The organism is Paraburkholderia dipogonis, from assembly GCF_046027395.1.
Classification (GTDB): domain Bacteria; phylum Pseudomonadota; class Gammaproteobacteria; order Burkholderiales; family Burkholderiaceae; genus Paraburkholderia; species Paraburkholderia dipogonis_A.
Map to the genome: position 1 here is coordinate 49,204 of NZ_JAQQEG010000027.1, position 14,760 is coordinate 63,963.

Sequence of the window (14,760 nt, forward strand, 5' to 3'; positions counted from 1 at the left end):
GTCAGAACCCGCTTACGATGACTTCCAACGACGCCACCCATAGCCCGCTGTACGCCAAGCTGCTCGCCGAAACCGCCAGGATCGGCTGGCCCGAACTCGAACGCTTCTTCGCACGCGGCATGCTGCTGCGCGTCGCGCGCGACCTCGATCTGGTGAGCGTTGCCGAAGCCATCGCCAGCGACGACGCTACGCAGGTCACGCAATGGCTGTCCTCCGGCCTCGTCGAGCGCGTGCAGGCGGAAACCGCCGCCGATTTCGCCGAGCGCGACCCGGACCTCTGGGCCGTCGTCGTCTCGCCCTGGGTGTGCGTGCAGGAACGCAATTGAGCGAACCCGCGCGCGACGCGGACACGTCGGCAGCGGCACCCGCCGTCCCTGTGCACTGGCACCGCCGGGTGCTGGCGCTGGCGTTTCCCATCGTTCTCGCCAATCTGACACAGCCGATTCTCGGCGCGGTCGACACCGCGGTCGCCGGCCATCTGGACGGCGCTTCATATCTCGGCGGCGTGGCGCTCGGCGGCCTGTTCTTCAACTTCGTGTTCTGGGGCTTCGGCTTCCTGCGCATGGGCACGACGGGTCTGGTCGCGCAATCGCACGGCGCAGACGACCACGCCGAGTTGCGCAACAACGTCGTGCGCGCGCTGTTGCTGGCGGCCGCGATCGGCGCCGTGGTGCTGGCGCTGCAAATGCCGCTGATCGATTACGCATTGCGCGTAATCGGCGGCAGCGACGCGGTGCAACGCAACGCGCGGCTCTACTGTCACGCGCGCATCTGGGCCGCCCCGCTCGCCCTCGGCAATTATGTCGTGCTCGGCTGGCTGCTCGGCACGCAGCAGGTGCGGCTCGCGCTGCTCTCGCAGGTGTTCATCAACAGCGTGAACGTCGTGGCCGTGCTGCTGTATGTGTACGGATTCGAGTGGGGCGTGGCCGGCATCGGCGCGGCCACGGCCACCGCTGATGCGCTCGGCTTCGTGCTCGGCGCCGCCCTGCTATGGCACGGCAGGCCGCGTGGCCTGCCCGCGCTGAACCGAGCCGCCCTGTTCGACGCTGCGGCGATCAAGCGGCTGGTGGTGCTCAATCGCGACATCTTCGTACGGACCTTGTGCCTGCTCTCGTCGTTCGGCTGGTTTGCGCATCTGGGCGCGAAACAAGGCGACGCCACGCTCGCCGCCAACGCGCTGCTGCTCAATTTTCAGACCTTCATGGCCTACGGACTCGACGGCTTCGCGCACGCCGCCGAAGCGCTGGTCGGCGCGGCGATCGGCGCGCGCGACCGCCACGCGTTCACGCAGGCGATCAAGGTGACGGCGTTGTGGTCCACGCTCGGCGCGCTGGGGTTCTCGCTGGTGTATTGGGGCGCGGGCTCCTGGATCGTCGAACGTCTGACGGATCAGGCCGCCGTGCGCGCCACCGCTGAAATGTATCTGCCGTGGGCCGCGCTCTCGCCAGTGGTTTCCGTGTGGGGCTTTCTGCTCGACGGCGTCTTCATTGGCGCGACGCGCACGCGCGAACTCATGATGTCGATGGTGGTGTCGTTCGCGCTGTTCGTGGCGGCGTCGTGGGCCTTGCTGGCGCTGTACGGCAATCACGGCTTGTGGGCCGCGATGCTGCTCTTCATGGCGTTGCGCGGTCTCACGCTCGTGCGCTATATGCCGGGCGTCGTGCGCGGCACGGCGGGGGCGGCGGCTTGAGTGCTTTGGCGTCGCCCATCTCGCATCGCGGCACCCGGTTACGGCTTGAAACAAGCGCACACATATCGCGCGCGACGCTCGCCCTAGAATGATCTCAGCCCGCGCTCTCCGCGCTAAAAGTCTGCGCGGGTCAGAAGCGCCGGCGTGCCCGCGCCGGCGCTTCGCTCAAGCTATTCGTCCCAGTTGCCGGGTCCGTTATCAGCCGATGGTCAAGGTGTAACCGGCGCAGGCACCATCGTGGGCGGACGGCTGTCGGTGGGCACGCCGTGATAGTCGGCGGGATCTTGCGGCGGCGGGCCACCATGATGGCCGGACGGACCATTTGCACAACCGGCGACACTGGCAAGCAGCAGCAACGCAATCATCGAAACGCGGATCATAAACAGGAGTCTCTCGAAGCAGAATGAAAGAGCGGCTGCCCGGCGCTGACCGGGCAAGCGCGAGCGCCGAGAGTCTACCCGCAAAGTGCATTCCACGAAGCCGCGGCGAGCAGCCCTGCCCCTCCTATTTCGTTACGTGTGAGCTACTATAAAGTCACGGTCGCATCTCATAGGAGACTGCCATGGACGCTGAAACGATCGCGGGTCTGGTCGGACTCGGAATAGGTCTGCTCGTGCTGCTCGTGTTGTCGATTTACGAATCGAGAACCTATCGGCGCGAACACGACGGCGAAGGCATGGTGCATCACTGGCTGACTCATCAGCACATGCCGCACTGGATGCGTCGCCGGCACTGAACGGAAAACCGGCCGGCTACGTTCGCGGCGACTCCGGATGATTGAACGGTTGATACGCTGCAGCGCACGTGCGAGCCCGCGCTCGCACGTCGGCTGCTTGCGTCGTCACGGCAGCCCCGCACCCACGCTCGGCGCGCAAGTTTTTCCTGCCTGCCATTTCTCCTGACGCTTCGCCTCGCCACGACTGAAGCACCCAGCCGCCCGCCGTCTCCCCTCCGACCTTAGTTCCCGGTTAGGCACATGCCTTGCTGCGTGTAAGCCTGCAAGGAGCGCGCAGCTTGCGCGTCGAGCGTCCCGGCGTGAATGCGCCGAACCAACAGACCAAATGGCTCAGGCCAGACAGGGAGAATTCGAATGACCATCGGAACCATACTGCTTATCGTGCTCATTCTTCTGCTGATCGGCGCGTTGCCGAGCTGGCCGTACAGCAGTGGCTGGGGCTATCGGCCGACCGGCGTGCTGGGCGTCGTGCTGATCATCGTGATCGTGTTGCTGCTGATGGGACGCATATAACGCGGTCGAATCGCGCATTCGAGCCTCCGTTTCGCACCGGCGCAATTCGTGATTGACTCTGGCACCCAATGCCACGTAGAATCTCGGATTCGTCGGAGCGTAGCGCAGCCTGGTAGCGCATCTGATTTGGGATCAGAGGGTCGAAGGTTCGAATCCTTTCGCTCCGACCACGAAAAGCAACACGAAACCCGCGTAGCCTCCGGCTTCGCGGGTTTTTTGCTTTTTGGGCTTTCAGGCTCGCGCTTGCGATATACCAGAGCGCTTATACGATCCGCCCGAGCCATCGCCTTGCGGCCTCACGAGCCCGCGTGCGACAGTGAATGAAACCTGGCGCACGCCTGATCAGGCTCAAGCGCCGCAACCAGAGTCAAGGAGACACCCATGGATCTGATTCTCTGGCGTCACGCCGAAGCCGAAGACATCGCCAGCACCGACCTCGCGCGAGCGCTCACCACGCGAGGCCGCAAGCAGGCGCAAAACGTCGCCAAATGGCTGCGCACCCGGCTGCCCGACGACGCTGTGGTGCTCGCGAGCCCTGCAGTGCGCACCATCCAGACCGCCGAGACCCTGAGCGATCAATATCGCGTGGTGCGTGAACTCGCGCCCAACGCGAGCGCGGACGACGTGCTCAACGCCGCCGGCTGGCCCAAGGGCATCGCGCAGACAGTGGTGATCGTCGGCCATCAACCGACGCTCGGTCACGTCGCCGCGCGGCTGCTCGGCAATAGCGCCGCGAGCTGGCCGCTGAAGAAAGCCGGCGTGTGGTGGATCGCGAGCCGTGAGCGCGACGGCGACGACCAGGCCGTGCTGCGCGCCGCCATGAGTCCCGATCTGGTCTGATTCGGATTCGGATTCGGATTCGGATTCGGATTCGGATTCGCTTCAACCAGGCCGGCGGCCCATAAAATCCCACGCGGCGCACGAACACCGCCGGGCCGCTCGCATCGATCACATGCTTTACCCACATCGCCGGGATCGGACCGTCCCGGCGCTCGAATCGCTCCCACCCGCTCCGCCACGCCCCCACAGTTCGCGCGGAAACAACACTCGCCGACTTGGCTCCGGACATTACAAGCCGCGGGCACGCAGCTTACGGGCAGTCATCCAATCGTCATGGGCTTGCCATGCGAGCGTCACCAGGCGTTACTACATTGGCGAAAAAAGAAATCTCCCTTTTTTCGACCAGGACCCCCCATGCGAGAACTGCCGACGCCTACCCTGCCCCTCGCTTCGATCTTCGAGTCGCGCCGTCTGCCGCGCGCCGAGGAAGCGGTCACCGCCCAACATCGCCTGCAAGTTACGTGGGCACGCACCGACGAAGAACTGCGCGAAGCCCAGCGTCTGCGCTACCGCATATTCGCCGACGAAATGGGCGCACGTCTGACGGGCCCCGCGGGTCTCGACGTCGATTCGTTTGACTCCTACTGCGATCACCTGCTGGTGCGCGATCTCGACACGTTGAAAGTGGTCGGCACGTATCGCGCGTTGCCGCCGCATCAGGCCGCGCGTATCGGCCGCCTGTATGCGGAAAGCGAATTCGACGTATCGCGCTTGACGCACCTGCGCGCCAAGATGGTCGAAGTGGGCCGTTCGTGCGTACATCCCGACTATCGCAGCGGCTCGGTGATCATGTCGCTGTGGGCGGGCCTTGCCGCCTACATGAAGCACAACGGCTACGAGACGATGCTCGGCTGCGCGAGCGTGGCGATGGTCGACGGCGGTCACTACGCGGCGAATCTGTACTGCTCGTTGCGCGACAACGCGCTGACCGCGCCGGAATATCGCGCGTTTCCGCACACGCCGCTGCCGGTCGATGAATTGCAAACCGGCGCCGAGGTGGCGCCGCCGCCGCTGGTGAAGGGTTATCTGCGCCTCGGCGCGAAGATTTGCGGCGCGCCGGCATGGGATCCCGACTTCAATACCGCGGACTTTCTCACGCTGTTGCGTTTGTCCGATATCAACGCACGCTACGCTCGCCACTTCCTCGGCGATGCGTTGCCGCGCTGAGCGGATTCGTTCGCGTGACGCGCTTTGATGCGCGTCAGCGATAAGGCCATGGATGAGAAAAGCCCGGCAACATGCCGGGCTTTTCTCATCCATACGCGCGCCGAGCGCAATGCCTCAATCTTCCGTATAGACCACTCGATACGGAATGCCGACCTTCTCCCACTCCGCGGCTTCCTGAATCAGGCTGTAGTCGGTCAGCGGATTGTTCGCCACCCACTCGTTCGGCAAACGCACCTCGTAACCACCATTGACCTGCGCCACCGAGATGCCAGGCAAGCCGACATCCGCACGGCGACGACACAGCAGCGCCGCGAGCCGCAGACAGAACAGCAGCGGCCACTCCACCTCGCGCGTTTGCGACAGCTTGCCGAGCTTGCCCGCGTGACCGAGCACCAGCGCGGCAAGCCGTGCCTGGTCGGTGCGCGAAAAGCCCGGCATGTCCGCGTTGCTCGCGATATAGGCCGAATGCTTGTGATACGCGCTGTGCGAGATCGACAGACCGATTTCGTGCAGCGCCGCCGCCCAACCGAGGAACATGCGGTTTTCCGCGCGGCGTTCTTCGTCAGGTTCCGCGAACTGATCGTAGAAGCGCACCGCGAGTTCGCCGATGCGCCCCGCCTGCGCGCGATCCACACCATAGCGGCGCATGAAGCCTTCCACCGTCACCGTGCGCATGTCTTCGTGCTGCGAACGGCCGAGCAGGTCGTAAAGCACGCCGAGGCGCAGCGCGCCGTCCGTGGTATCGACGTAGTCGACGCCGAGTTCGTCGAACACCGCGATCATGATCGACAGACCGCCGGCCAGCACCGGAATGCGATCGCCCTTCAACGCGACGAGCTTCAGCCGATTGACGTTCTCCGCCTTGATCAGCGCGCGCTTGAGCCGTTCGAGTCCGCCGCGCGAGATGCCGTGCGTGATGCCCGGATCGTTGAAGTTATTAGCCTCCACCAATTCGGCCAACGCGCGCGCGGTGCCCGATGAACCGATCGCCTGCTCCCAGCCGGTTTTCTTGTACTCGGCGGAAATGATCTGGATTTCGCGGCCCGCGGCGAGTTCGGCCTGACGCATCGTATATTCGTCGACGTTGCCGGCCGGGAAAAACGCACGGCTATGGCTCACGCAACCGATATACAGGCTCTCCATCTTGATCGGCGTGTAATGCGAGCCGATGATGAATTCCGTCGAGCCACCGCCGATATCGACCACGAGGCGCTTTCCCGGGCTCGCGGGCACGGAGTGTGCTGCCCCTGCATAGATCAGCCGCGCTTCTTCGCGCCCGGCAATCACTTCGATCGGGAAACCGAGCGCGGCTTGCGCCTCGCCGAGAAATTCGCCGGCATTCTTGGCGATGCGCAATGTATTGGTTGCGACCGCGCGAACGTGATCGGGGTGGAAGTCGCGAAGACGCTCGCCGAAACGCTTGAGCGCGTCCCAGCCGCGCACCTGCGAAGCACGGTCGAGCATCTTGTCGCGCGACAGACCGGCAGCAAGACGCACCGGTTCGCGCAAGGCGTCGACCTGATAAATCTGGCTGCCCGCGTCGGTTTCCTCGACCCGGCCCACAATCAGCCGGAAGCTGTTCGAGCCGAGATCGACGGCAGCGAGGAGTTGCGGAGTATTGACCATCGGGTTAGCGTGCTCCATGCGCGCGAGCGCGGCGGCGTTGGATGCGGAGGGCGCCGCGTACCCACTCGGTGCCTTGGGCGCCTTATGGCCGGCCGCGCTGTTCAAAGACGCCATTCTAAGCGTACCGGGCCTCACGATGTCACCTCGCAGCAATGGGGGTACCCATGGTCCCATATGCACTGCGTCATATTGACGACACGCGGCGAATACGGCGTAGAATTTAAAACATCGAGAATGTCATAACAACGTCATCATACTGTGAGAATTTCCGAGCGTCTTTCCGCCTCTCTTCCTGACATTCCTTTCTCGCTGCCGATGTCCATCCGCTACCCCTTATTGAATCGCGAGCTGGGCATTCTGGGTTTCAACGAGCGTGTGTTGGCACAAGCTGCCGACCCAGCCGTCCCTTTGCTCGAACGCCTGCGTTTCATCTGCATCACCAGTAGCAATCTCGACGAATTCTTCGAAGTCCGCATGGCCGGACTGCAGGAACAGATGCGCGACAATCCCGGCGCACTGTCGCCGGACGGCATGTCGTTGCAGCACGTGTACGACCTCGTGGTCGAACGCGCGCAGAAGCTCGTGCATCGCCAATACACCATGCTGCACGACACGGTGCTCACCGCGCTCGAAGCAGAAGGCATCTATTTTCACGGCACGGAAGCGTGGAACGAAGCGCAGACCGAATGGGCGCGCAACTACTTCTTCGACGAACTGTTGCCGGTGCTCACGCCGATCGGCCTCGATCCGGCGCATCCGTTTCCACGCGTGCTCAACAAGAGCCTGAACTTCGTCGTCGAACTGGAAGGCAAGGACGCGTTCGGCCGCCAGGCGATGATGGGCATCGTGCAGGCGCCGCGCGCGCTGCCGCGGCTCGTGCGCATGCCGCAAGACCTGTCAGGCTATCCGCATGGCTTCGTGCTGCTGAGCTCGCTGTTGCAGCGCTTTGTCGGCGAACTGTTTCCGAACCTCGTGGTGCGCAGTTGCAATCAGTTTCGCATCACGCGCAATAGCGAACTGTTCGTCGACGAAGACGAAATCACCAATCTGCGTGTCGCGTTGCAGGGCGAATTGCCGGCGCGGCATCTGGGCAACGCGGTGCGGCTCGAGGTGTCGGCGGAAACGCCCACGCATGTCGTGCGGCGCCTGCTCGACGAAAGTGGCCTCTCCAACAAGGATTGCTATTACGCAGACGGCCCCGTAAATCTGGTGCGGCTGATGCAATTGCCGGAGATGGTGGATCGTCCCGACCTGAAGTTCGTGCCGCACATTCCCGCGATTCCGCCGCAGATCGCCAACAGCGCCAGCATGTTCGACGTGGTCGATCAGGGCGACGTGTTGCTGCATCATCCGTACGAGAGTTTTCAGCCGGTGCTCGAACTGTTGCTGCAGGCGGCCAAAGATCCGAACGTGGTCGCGATCAAGCAGACCATCTATCGCACCGGCACCGATTCGCCGCTGATGGACGCGCTGATGCAAGCCGCGCGCAACGGTAAGGAAGTCACGGTGGTGGTCGAACTGCTCGCGCGCTTCGACGAGGAAACCAACATCAACTGGGCCTCGCAGCTCGAAGCAGTCGGCGCGCACGTGGTGTACGGCGTGGTGGGCCACAAGTGCCATGCGAAGATGATGCTGATCGTGCGGCGCGTGTCGGTGGGCGGCAAGACTACGCTCAAGCGCTATGTGCACCTCGGCACCGGCAACTACCATCCGCGCACGGCGCGTCTTTACACCGACTTCGGCCTGATGACCGCCGACCAGAAGATCTGCGAAGACGTGCATCACGTGTTCCAGCAGTTGACCGGCATCGGCGGAGAACTGAAGCTGCACGAATTGTGGCAATCGCCGTTCACGCTGCATCCGAAACTGGTCGAAGCGATTCGCGCCGAAGCCGAACATGCGCGCGCCGGCAAGAAAGCACGCATCGTCGCGAAGATGAACGCACTGCTCGAACCCACGGTGATCGCCGAACTGTATGAAGCCGCGAAGGCCGGCGTAAAAATCGATCTGATCGTGCGCGGCGTGTGTTCGTTGCAGCCGGGTGTGGCGGGGCTTTCGGAGAACATCACCGTGCGCTCGATCGTCGGGCGCTTTCTCGAACACCATCGCATCTTCTACTTCTACGACGGCGGCAAGGAGCAGGTCTATCTGTCGAGCGCCGACTGGATGGACCGCAATTTCTTCCGGCGAGTGGAAGTCGCGTTCCCGATCAACAACCGCCGTCTGAAGCGGCGTGTGATCGCCGAAGGTCTGTCGGCATTTCTCGGCGACAATCAGTCCGCGTGGCTGATGCAAAGCGACGGCCATTACCGGCGCCGCCGGCCGGGCAAGTCCTCGCGCAACGCGCAGATGAGCCTGCTGGGGAAATTCTGTTCGTGACGTTAGCAATTGCGCTCGCTTCGGCGAGACAGCGACACGCGACACGCGTAAAAAAACCCGCTACGTGCGGGCTTTTTTTTGGGTCAATGCGTTTACGTTCAAGCCGGCGCTGGTTGCCGACGCGCCGTGCGATACACCGGGAAGCGCACGGTGAACGTGCTGCCACGCCCCTCTTCGCTCTTCACATCGAGCTGTGCATCGTGACGTTGCAGCACATGCTTGACGATGGCGAGGCCGAGGCCCGTGCCGCCGGTGTCGCGTGAACGGCTGCGATCGACGCGATAGAAACGCTCGGTCAACCGCGGAATGTCCGCAGAGGGAATGCCGAGTCCGCTGTCCGTCACGGAAAACACCGCGTTGCCGCCTTGCGCGTGCCAAGCCACCTTGATCGCACCGCCGTCCGGCGTGTAGCGGATCGCGTTCGTGACGAGATTGCCGAACGCGCTAAGAATTTCCGTTTCGACGCCGGTGACGGTGAGCCCTTCGTCCGCATCGAATGTGATCTTGTGATGATCGCTCGACAGGTTTTCCGCGTCGTCGCGCAGATGCCGCAACACCGCGCGCATATCGATCATCTGATCGCTCGGCGGCTTGTTGTCGCCTTCGAGTTTGGCGAGCACCAGCAGATCGCTGACGATATGGCGCATGCGCGAGGCCTGCTGCTCCATCAGTTCGAGATAGCGTGAACGTTCGGCTTCGCTCAACGGCAACTCGCGCATGGTCTCCAGAAAACCCGAGAGTACCGTGAGCGGCGTCTTCAACTCATGCGACACATTGGCGACGAAGTCGCGCCGCATCGCGTCGGTCCGCTCGAGTTCGGTAATGTCTTGCGAGAGCACCAGCTTGCGATTCTCGCCGTACGGAAACACCTGGACCGAGAGCACGTTCTGCCGTTTCTCGCCCATGCCGCGCATGATCAGCATCTCTTCGTAGCGATGCGAATTCAGATAGCGAACGAAGTCCGGCTGTCGTACCAGATGCGTGATGTGCTGACGCAGATCGCGCTTCGCGTCCAGGCCGAAATGGAGTTCGGAGATCGCATTGCACCACTCGATCTGATCGTGATCGTCGAGCATCGCCACGCCATTCGGCGAGGCCTGAATCGCCTGAATGAAGCGCGAATGCTGCTGCTCGACCTGGCGCACCTGGGCATGCCAGCGCTTTGCGAGCTTGTGCAGACGGTAATAGATTTCGCCCCAGATGCCGGGCGCGCTCGGCACTTCGCCGTAGACCGGCGCGTCGAGCAAACGCCACAGACGCTGTTTATGAAAGGTGCTGAAAAGGCTCTGCGCGAGCAGCATGACAATCGCGAGGACGAGCGCTGCCTTGACGTTCACGAGTGCGCCGACCACCACGCACAGAACAGCCAGCAGCACGACCGACACGATGGAGCGCGCCCAGATGATGTTCATGGTCTAGCGATCGAAGAGAAAAGCCCATGCGCCGTGATGGGAACCGCGGCGCCTATCGTTGCGAAGACGACGTATCTGACGCGGACTCGAACGCCGCCACCGCTGAGCGAGCGTCAGGCGCTCTTCGCAAGCCGGTAGCCGCTGCCGCGTACCGTCTCAATCATAGCATCGCACCCAGCCGGCTTGAGCGCCGCGCGCAGGCGCTTGATATGCACGTCCACCGTGCGCTCTTCGACGAACACGTGATCGCCCCACACCTGATCGAGCAATTGCGTGCGGCTGTGCACGCGCTCCGGGTGCGTCATGAAAAAGTGCAGCAGACGGAATTCCGTCGGGCCGAGATCGAGCTTGATCTCGCTACCTTCCGCATGCGCGGCCACGCGATGGGTTGCCGGATCGAGCTTGAGGCCGTTGATCGCGACCACGTCTTCGGTCAACTGCGGCGCGCGGCGGCGCAACACCGCCTTGATGCGCGCCATCAGTTCTTTCGGCGAGAACGGCTTGGTGACGTAGTCGTCGGCGCCGATTTCGAGGCCGAGCACCTTGTCCTGCTCGTCGCCACGCGCGGTCAGCATGATGATCGGAATATGCTTCGTGCGCTCGTTGTTGCGCAGGTCGCGAGCGAACGCGATGCCCGATTTTCCCGGCAACATCCAGTCGAGCAGCACGAGGTCGGGCAATACGTCGCTGATCAGGTTCTGCGCCTGCTCCGCGTTGTACGCGCGAATCGGGCAGTGTCCGGCGTGTTGAAGATTGACCGAAATCAATTCGGAAATGGCGGGCTCATCTTCAATGACGAGAATGCTGCTGGGCATCGGCACCTCTGGTCCTTATATCTGGATTAACTGAGTGCTTCGCGTTCGAGCGCGTCGCGCGACTTGTGCCGCACGTCCGTGCCCTTGACGATGTAAATGATGAATTCGGCGATGTTCTTCGCGTGGTCGCCGATCCGCTCGATCGCCTTGGCGATGAACAGAAAATCGAGGCCCACCGAAATCGAACGCGGATCTTCCGTCATGTACGAAATCAGCTTGCGCACGAACGCGCGGAATTCTTCGTCGATCGCTTTGTCGTCGCGCACGATCTGCGCGGCGGCGACCGTGTCGAGGCGTGCGAACGCGTCGAGCGCGCGGCGCAGAATCGACACCGCCATCTCGCCCGACAACTTGATTTCAGCGATATTGATGGTGCGCGAGGCGCCGTCTTCCATCAAACGCTTGGTGCGCTTGGCGATTTTTTCGGCTTCGTCGCCGGCGCGCTCGAGATTCGTGATGGTCTTCGAAATCGCGATCAGCAGGCGCAGATCACGCGCGGCCGGCTGACGGCGCGCGATGATGTTGCTGCACTCTTCGTCGATTTCAACTTCCATCTTGTTCAGGCGTTCTTCCGCGGCGATCACCTGTTCGGCGATGTCGAGATCGAACTCGTTGAGCGCCTGCATGGCCTTGACGATCTGCGATTCGACCAGGCCGCCCATTTCGAGCACCTTGGAGGAAACCAGATTCAGGTCGGCGTCGAACTGGCTGGACAGGTGTTTATCGGACATGTCGTACTCCCTTGTTTTGCTCGGCGTGTTAGCCGAAGCGGCCAGTGATGTAATCCTCGGTTTCCTTGCGGACCGGCTTGATGAAGATCTTTTCGGTATCGCCGAATTCGATCAACTCGCCGAGGTACATATAGGCAGTGTAGTCCGAACAGCGGGCCGCCTGTTGCATGTTGTGCGTGACGATCACCACCGTGTAATCGCTCTTCAGTTCGGCGATCAGCTCTTCGATACGGCCCGTGGAAATCGGGTCCAACGCCGAGCACGGCTCGTCGAGCAGGAGCACTTCCGGACGGATCGCGATACCGCGCGCAATGCACAGACGCTGCTGCTGGCCGCCCGACAAACCGTAGCCGCTCTGGCCGAGCTTGTCCTTCACTTCGTTCCACAGCGCGGCCTTGGTCAGCGCCCATTCGACGCGGTCGTCCATTTCCGAGCGCGGCAGCGTTTCGAACATCTTCACGCCGAACGCGATGTTGTCGTAGATCGACATCGGAAATGGCGTCGGCTTCTGGAACACCATGCCGATCCGCGCGCGCAGCAGCGAAATATCGCGCTTGGAGGTCAGCAGGTTTTCGCCGTCCATCAGGATCTCGCCTTCGGCGCGCTGTTCCGGATAGAGCGCGTACATCTTGTTCAGCGTACGCAACAGCGTGGACTTGCCGCAACCCGACGGGCCGATGAACGCGGTCACCTTGCCTTCGGGAATCTGCAGATTGATGTTCTTCAGCGCGTGATACTTGCCGTAGAAGAAGTTCAGGTCGTTGATCTCGATCTTCGGACGCGACGACGCCAGCGCCTGGCCGCTCTGGGCGGGATCGAAACCGGCGGGCGCAGTGGGACGCGCGATCGGATTGAGTTGAGTTTCTGCCATATTCATCGGATTACACTCCGCCCTTACTTGTTCGAGAAGATCGTGCGCGCGAGGATATTCAGTCCCAGCACTGCGAGCGTGATCAGGAAGACGCCGGCCCACGCGAGCGATTGCCACTGCGCGAACGGGCTCATCGCAAACTTGTAGATCGTGACCGGCAGGTTCGCGACCGGCTGGCCCATGTCCATCGAGAAGAACTGATTCGACAGCGCCGTGAAGAGCAGCGGCGCGGTTTCGCCTGCGATACGCGCCACGCCGAGCAGCACGCCGGTGACGATACCCGCGATAGAAGCCTTCAGCGTGATCGACAGCACCATCTTCCACTTCGGCGTGCCGAGTGCGAAAGCTGCTTCACGCAGTGCGTTCGGCACCAGTTTCAACATGTTTTCCGTGGTGCGGATCACGATTGGAATCTGCAGCAAGGCGAGCGCGAAGACACCGGCCCAGCCGCTGAAGTGACCCATCTTAGCCACGACCAGCGCGTACACGAACAGACCCACCACGATCGAGGGCGCCGACAACAGGATGTCGTTGATGAACCGCGTAAGGCTCGCGAGCCAGCCCTTCTGACCGTATTCGGCGAGATAGACGCCGGCCAGAATGCCGATCGGTGTGCCGACGAAAGTGGCGAGCCCAACCAGCATCAGGCTGCCGACGATCGCGTTGGCGAGACCGCCGCCATCGGTGTTCGGCGGCGGCGTCGATTGCGTGAACAGTTCGACCGACAAGCCGCCGATACCGAGGCGCAAAGTCGTGTACAGAATCCAGATCAGCCACAGCAGACCGAATGCCATCGCGGCGAGCGACATGGTCAGCGCGAGCGCGTTCTTCATGCGGCGGCGGCCTTGCAGACGCACGCGCATGGCTTCGAGCGCGGCGGCGTCGTTCGAACCTGGCATATTCAAAGTGGATTGGCTCATTTCGCGCCCTCCGCTTTTTCGAGGCGAAGCAGCATGAACTTCGAGATTGCCAGCACGACAAAAGTAATCACGAACAGAATGAGGCCGAGTTCCATCAACGCCGACGTATGCAGACCCGGATCTGCTTCGGCGAATTCGTTGGCGAGCGCCGACGTAATGCTGTTGCCCGGCGAAAAGAGCGACACGTTGTCGAGCAGATTGGTGTTACCGATCACGAAGGTAACGGCCATGGTCTCGCCGAGCGCGCGGCCCAGACCCAGCATCACGCCGCCGATCACGCCGCTCTTGGTGAAGGGCAGCACGATCTTCCACATCACTTCCCACGTCGTGCAGCCGATGCCGTACGCCGATTCCTTCAGCAGGACCGGCGTGACTTCGAACACGTCGCGCATCACCGAGGCGATGTACGGGATGATCATGATCGCGAGAATCACACCCGCGCACAGGATGCCGATGCCGATCGGCGCGCCCTGAAACAGCGCCCCGACGACCGGAATGCCGCCGAGCACCGCGCCGAGCGGCTTTTCGAACCACGTCGCGAAGATCGGCGCGAACACCAGCAGACCCCACATGCCGTACACGATCGACGGAATCGCGGCGAGCAGTTCGATCGCGATGCCGAGCGGGCGGCGCAGCCACGCGGGCGCGAGTTCAGTCAGGAAAAGCGCGATGCCGAAGCTGACGGGCACCGCGATGATGAGTGCAATGATCGACGTGGCGATCGTGCCGTAGATCGGCACCAGGGCGCCGAATTGCTTGCTGGGTGGATCCCAGTTGGCGGTCCACAGGAAGCTGAGACCGAATTGCTTGATCGACGGCAAGGAGGCGACGATCAGCGAAACGATGATGCCGCCGAGCAGCAGCAACGTAATGATGGCGGCGAGGCGCGCGAGACCACCGAAGATCACGTCGCCGGCGCGGCTAGGCGCTTTCTGCTGCGACGCGCTGCCGGGCGGGGTCGATCTGCTCGCGCCGGACGCTAATTGGATATCGGACATGAGAGCCTGATGAGCCTGTTTCCAGTTGCCGTATGACACGTGTCGTGCGGCCGGTGATGCCG

The 14,760-nt window shown here is 62.6% G+C and carries 15 protein-coding genes and 1 tRNA gene; 8 read left to right on the forward strand and 8 right to left on the reverse strand.

Features of this window, described 5'->3' with window-relative positions; all coding sequences use genetic code 11:
• Positions 1-17 precede the first annotated feature (17 nt).
• Together PQR32_RS26210 and PQR32_RS26215 are read left to right on the forward strand one after the other, a co-directional pair.
• The gene (locus PQR32_RS26210; protein WP_408233661.1) at positions 18-326 is read left to right on the forward strand and encodes a DUF2288 domain-containing protein; all 309 of its coding nucleotides are present in this window, start codon (positions 18-20) and stop codon (positions 324-326) included.
• Complete coding sequence (locus PQR32_RS26215) at positions 323-1,690, forward strand: MATE family efflux transporter (RefSeq protein ID WP_408233664.1); 1,368 nt, start codon at positions 323-325, stop codon at positions 1,688-1,690. Before PQR32_RS26210 ends, PQR32_RS26215 begins: the two co-directional genes overlap by 4 nt.
• Positions 1,691-1,899: 209 nt before the next feature.
• Here the strand turns inward: PQR32_RS26215 and PQR32_RS26220 are convergent, their stop codons facing one another.
• Complete coding sequence (locus PQR32_RS26220; RefSeq protein WP_408233667.1) at positions 1,900-2,070, reverse strand: hypothetical protein; 171 nt, start codon at positions 2,068-2,070, stop codon at positions 1,900-1,902.
• Positions 2,071-2,252: 182 nt separating this feature from the next.
• Between PQR32_RS26220 and PQR32_RS26225 the strand changes: the two genes are divergently transcribed.
• From PQR32_RS26225 to PQR32_RS26245, 5 genes are all read left to right on the forward strand, one after another.
• Positions 2,253-2,426 (forward strand): hypothetical protein, encoded by a 174-nt coding sequence (locus tag PQR32_RS26225; protein WP_408233670.1) that lies wholly within the window; start codon positions 2,253-2,255, stop codon positions 2,424-2,426.
• Positions 2,427-2,780: 354 nt separating this feature from the next.
• Positions 2,781-2,939 carry a DUF3309 family protein gene (locus PQR32_RS26230; RefSeq protein WP_007181032.1) on the forward strand — a complete coding sequence of 53 codons (159 nt, stop codon included), beginning with the start codon at positions 2,781-2,783 and terminating at the stop codon, positions 2,937-2,939.
• Between the two features lie 93 nt (positions 2,940-3,032).
• Positions 3,033-3,109 (forward strand) — tRNA-Pro (locus PQR32_RS26235).
• 211 nt (positions 3,110-3,320) lie between these two features.
• Positions 3,321-3,779, forward strand: coding sequence for a phosphohistidine phosphatase SixA (sixA, locus tag PQR32_RS26240; protein ID WP_132373622.1), 459 nt, complete (start codon positions 3,321-3,323; stop codon positions 3,777-3,779).
• Between the two features lie 354 nt (positions 3,780-4,133).
• On the forward strand, positions 4,134-4,946 hold the full coding sequence (locus PQR32_RS26245) for a GNAT family N-acetyltransferase (protein WP_408233673.1): 813 nt from the start codon (positions 4,134-4,136) through the stop codon (positions 4,944-4,946).
• 114 nt (positions 4,947-5,060) lie between these two features.
• Here PQR32_RS26245 and ppx read toward each other — a convergent pair whose 3' ends face one another.
• A complete protein-coding gene (gene ppx / locus PQR32_RS26250) occupies positions 5,061-6,686 on the reverse strand; it encodes an exopolyphosphatase (RefSeq protein WP_408233676.1) in 1,626 nt (541 codons plus the stop codon).
• A gap of 201 nt (positions 6,687-6,887) precedes the next feature.
• Here ppx and ppk1 point away from each other — a divergent pair, with 201 nt between their 5' ends.
• Entirely contained in the window at positions 6,888-8,951 is a 2,064-nt protein-coding gene (ppk1, locus tag PQR32_RS26255) for a polyphosphate kinase 1 (RefSeq protein ID WP_408233679.1), read from the forward strand.
• A gap of 98 nt (positions 8,952-9,049) precedes the next feature.
• Here ppk1 and phoR read toward each other — a convergent pair whose 3' ends face one another.
• The 6 genes from phoR to pstC all read right to left on the reverse strand — a co-directional run bounded on the left by phoR (position 9,050) and on the right by pstC (position 14,698).
• The gene (phoR, locus tag PQR32_RS26260; protein ID WP_408233682.1) at positions 9,050-10,363 is read right to left on the reverse strand and encodes a phosphate regulon sensor histidine kinase PhoR; all 1,314 of its coding nucleotides are present in this window, start codon (positions 10,361-10,363) and stop codon (positions 9,050-9,052) included.
• A 113-nt stretch (positions 10,364-10,476) separates the two neighbouring features.
• On the reverse strand, positions 10,477-11,178 hold the full coding sequence (phoB, locus tag PQR32_RS26265; protein ID WP_006051991.1) for a phosphate regulon transcriptional regulator PhoB: 702 nt from the start codon (positions 11,176-11,178) through the stop codon (positions 10,477-10,479).
• Positions 11,179-11,204: 26 nt separating this feature from the next.
• Entirely contained in the window at positions 11,205-11,909 is a 705-nt protein-coding gene (phoU, locus tag PQR32_RS26270) for a phosphate signaling complex protein PhoU (protein ID WP_091792610.1), read from the reverse strand.
• A gap of 28 nt (positions 11,910-11,937) precedes the next feature.
• The gene (gene pstB, locus PQR32_RS26275) at positions 11,938-12,786 is read right to left on the reverse strand and encodes a phosphate ABC transporter ATP-binding protein PstB (RefSeq protein ID WP_408233685.1); all 849 of its coding nucleotides are present in this window, start codon (positions 12,784-12,786) and stop codon (positions 11,938-11,940) included.
• A 17-nt stretch (positions 12,787-12,803) separates the two neighbouring features.
• Complete coding sequence (pstA, locus tag PQR32_RS26280) at positions 12,804-13,700, reverse strand: phosphate ABC transporter permease PstA (protein ID WP_408233687.1); 897 nt, start codon at positions 13,698-13,700, stop codon at positions 12,804-12,806.
• On the reverse strand, positions 13,697-14,698 hold the full coding sequence (gene pstC, locus PQR32_RS26285; RefSeq protein WP_408233690.1) for a phosphate ABC transporter permease PstC: 1,002 nt from the start codon (positions 14,696-14,698) through the stop codon (positions 13,697-13,699). Before pstC ends, pstA begins: the two co-directional genes overlap by 4 nt.
• Positions 14,699-14,760 lie beyond the last annotated feature (62 nt).

Bases quoted from the DNA above. Each gene is read 5' to 3' on its own strand.
- PQR32_RS26210 (WP_408233661.1), top strand. From the start codon at position 18: ATGACTTCCAACGACGCCACCCATAGCCCGCTGTACGCCAAGCTGCTC.
- PQR32_RS26220 (WP_408233667.1), bottom strand. From the start codon at position 2,070: ATGATCCGCGTTTCGATGATTGCGTTGCTGCTGCTTGCCAGTGTCGCC.
- PQR32_RS26225 (WP_408233670.1), top strand. From the start codon at position 2,253: ATGGACGCTGAAACGATCGCGGGTCTGGTCGGACTCGGAATAGGTCTG.
- PQR32_RS26230 (WP_007181032.1), top strand. From the start codon at position 2,781: ATGACCATCGGAACCATACTGCTTATCGTGCTCATTCTTCTGCTGATC.
- sixA (WP_132373622.1), top strand. From the start codon at position 3,321: ATGGATCTGATTCTCTGGCGTCACGCCGAAGCCGAAGACATCGCCAGC.
- PQR32_RS26245 (WP_408233673.1), top strand. From the start codon at position 4,134: ATGCGAGAACTGCCGACGCCTACCCTGCCCCTCGCTTCGATCTTCGAG.
- ppx (WP_408233676.1), bottom strand. From the start codon at position 6,686: ATGGCGTCTTTGAACAGCGCGGCCGGCCATAAGGCGCCCAAGGCACCG.
- ppk1 (WP_408233679.1), top strand. From the start codon at position 6,888: ATGTCCATCCGCTACCCCTTATTGAATCGCGAGCTGGGCATTCTGGGT.
- phoR (WP_408233682.1), bottom strand. From the start codon at position 10,363: ATGAACATCATCTGGGCGCGCTCCATCGTGTCGGTCGTGCTGCTGGCT.
- phoB (WP_006051991.1), bottom strand. From the start codon at position 11,178: ATGCCCAGCAGCATTCTCGTCATTGAAGATGAGCCCGCCATTTCCGAA.
- phoU (WP_091792610.1), bottom strand. From the start codon at position 11,909: ATGTCCGATAAACACCTGTCCAGCCAGTTCGACGCCGACCTGAATCTG.
- pstB (WP_408233685.1), bottom strand. From the start codon at position 12,786: ATGAATATGGCAGAAACTCAACTCAATCCGATCGCGCGTCCCACTGCG.
- pstA (WP_408233687.1), bottom strand. From the start codon at position 13,700: ATGAGCCAATCCACTTTGAATATGCCAGGTTCGAACGACGCCGCCGCG.
- pstC (WP_408233690.1), bottom strand. From the start codon at position 14,698: ATGTCCGATATCCAATTAGCGTCCGGCGCGAGCAGATCGACCCCGCCC.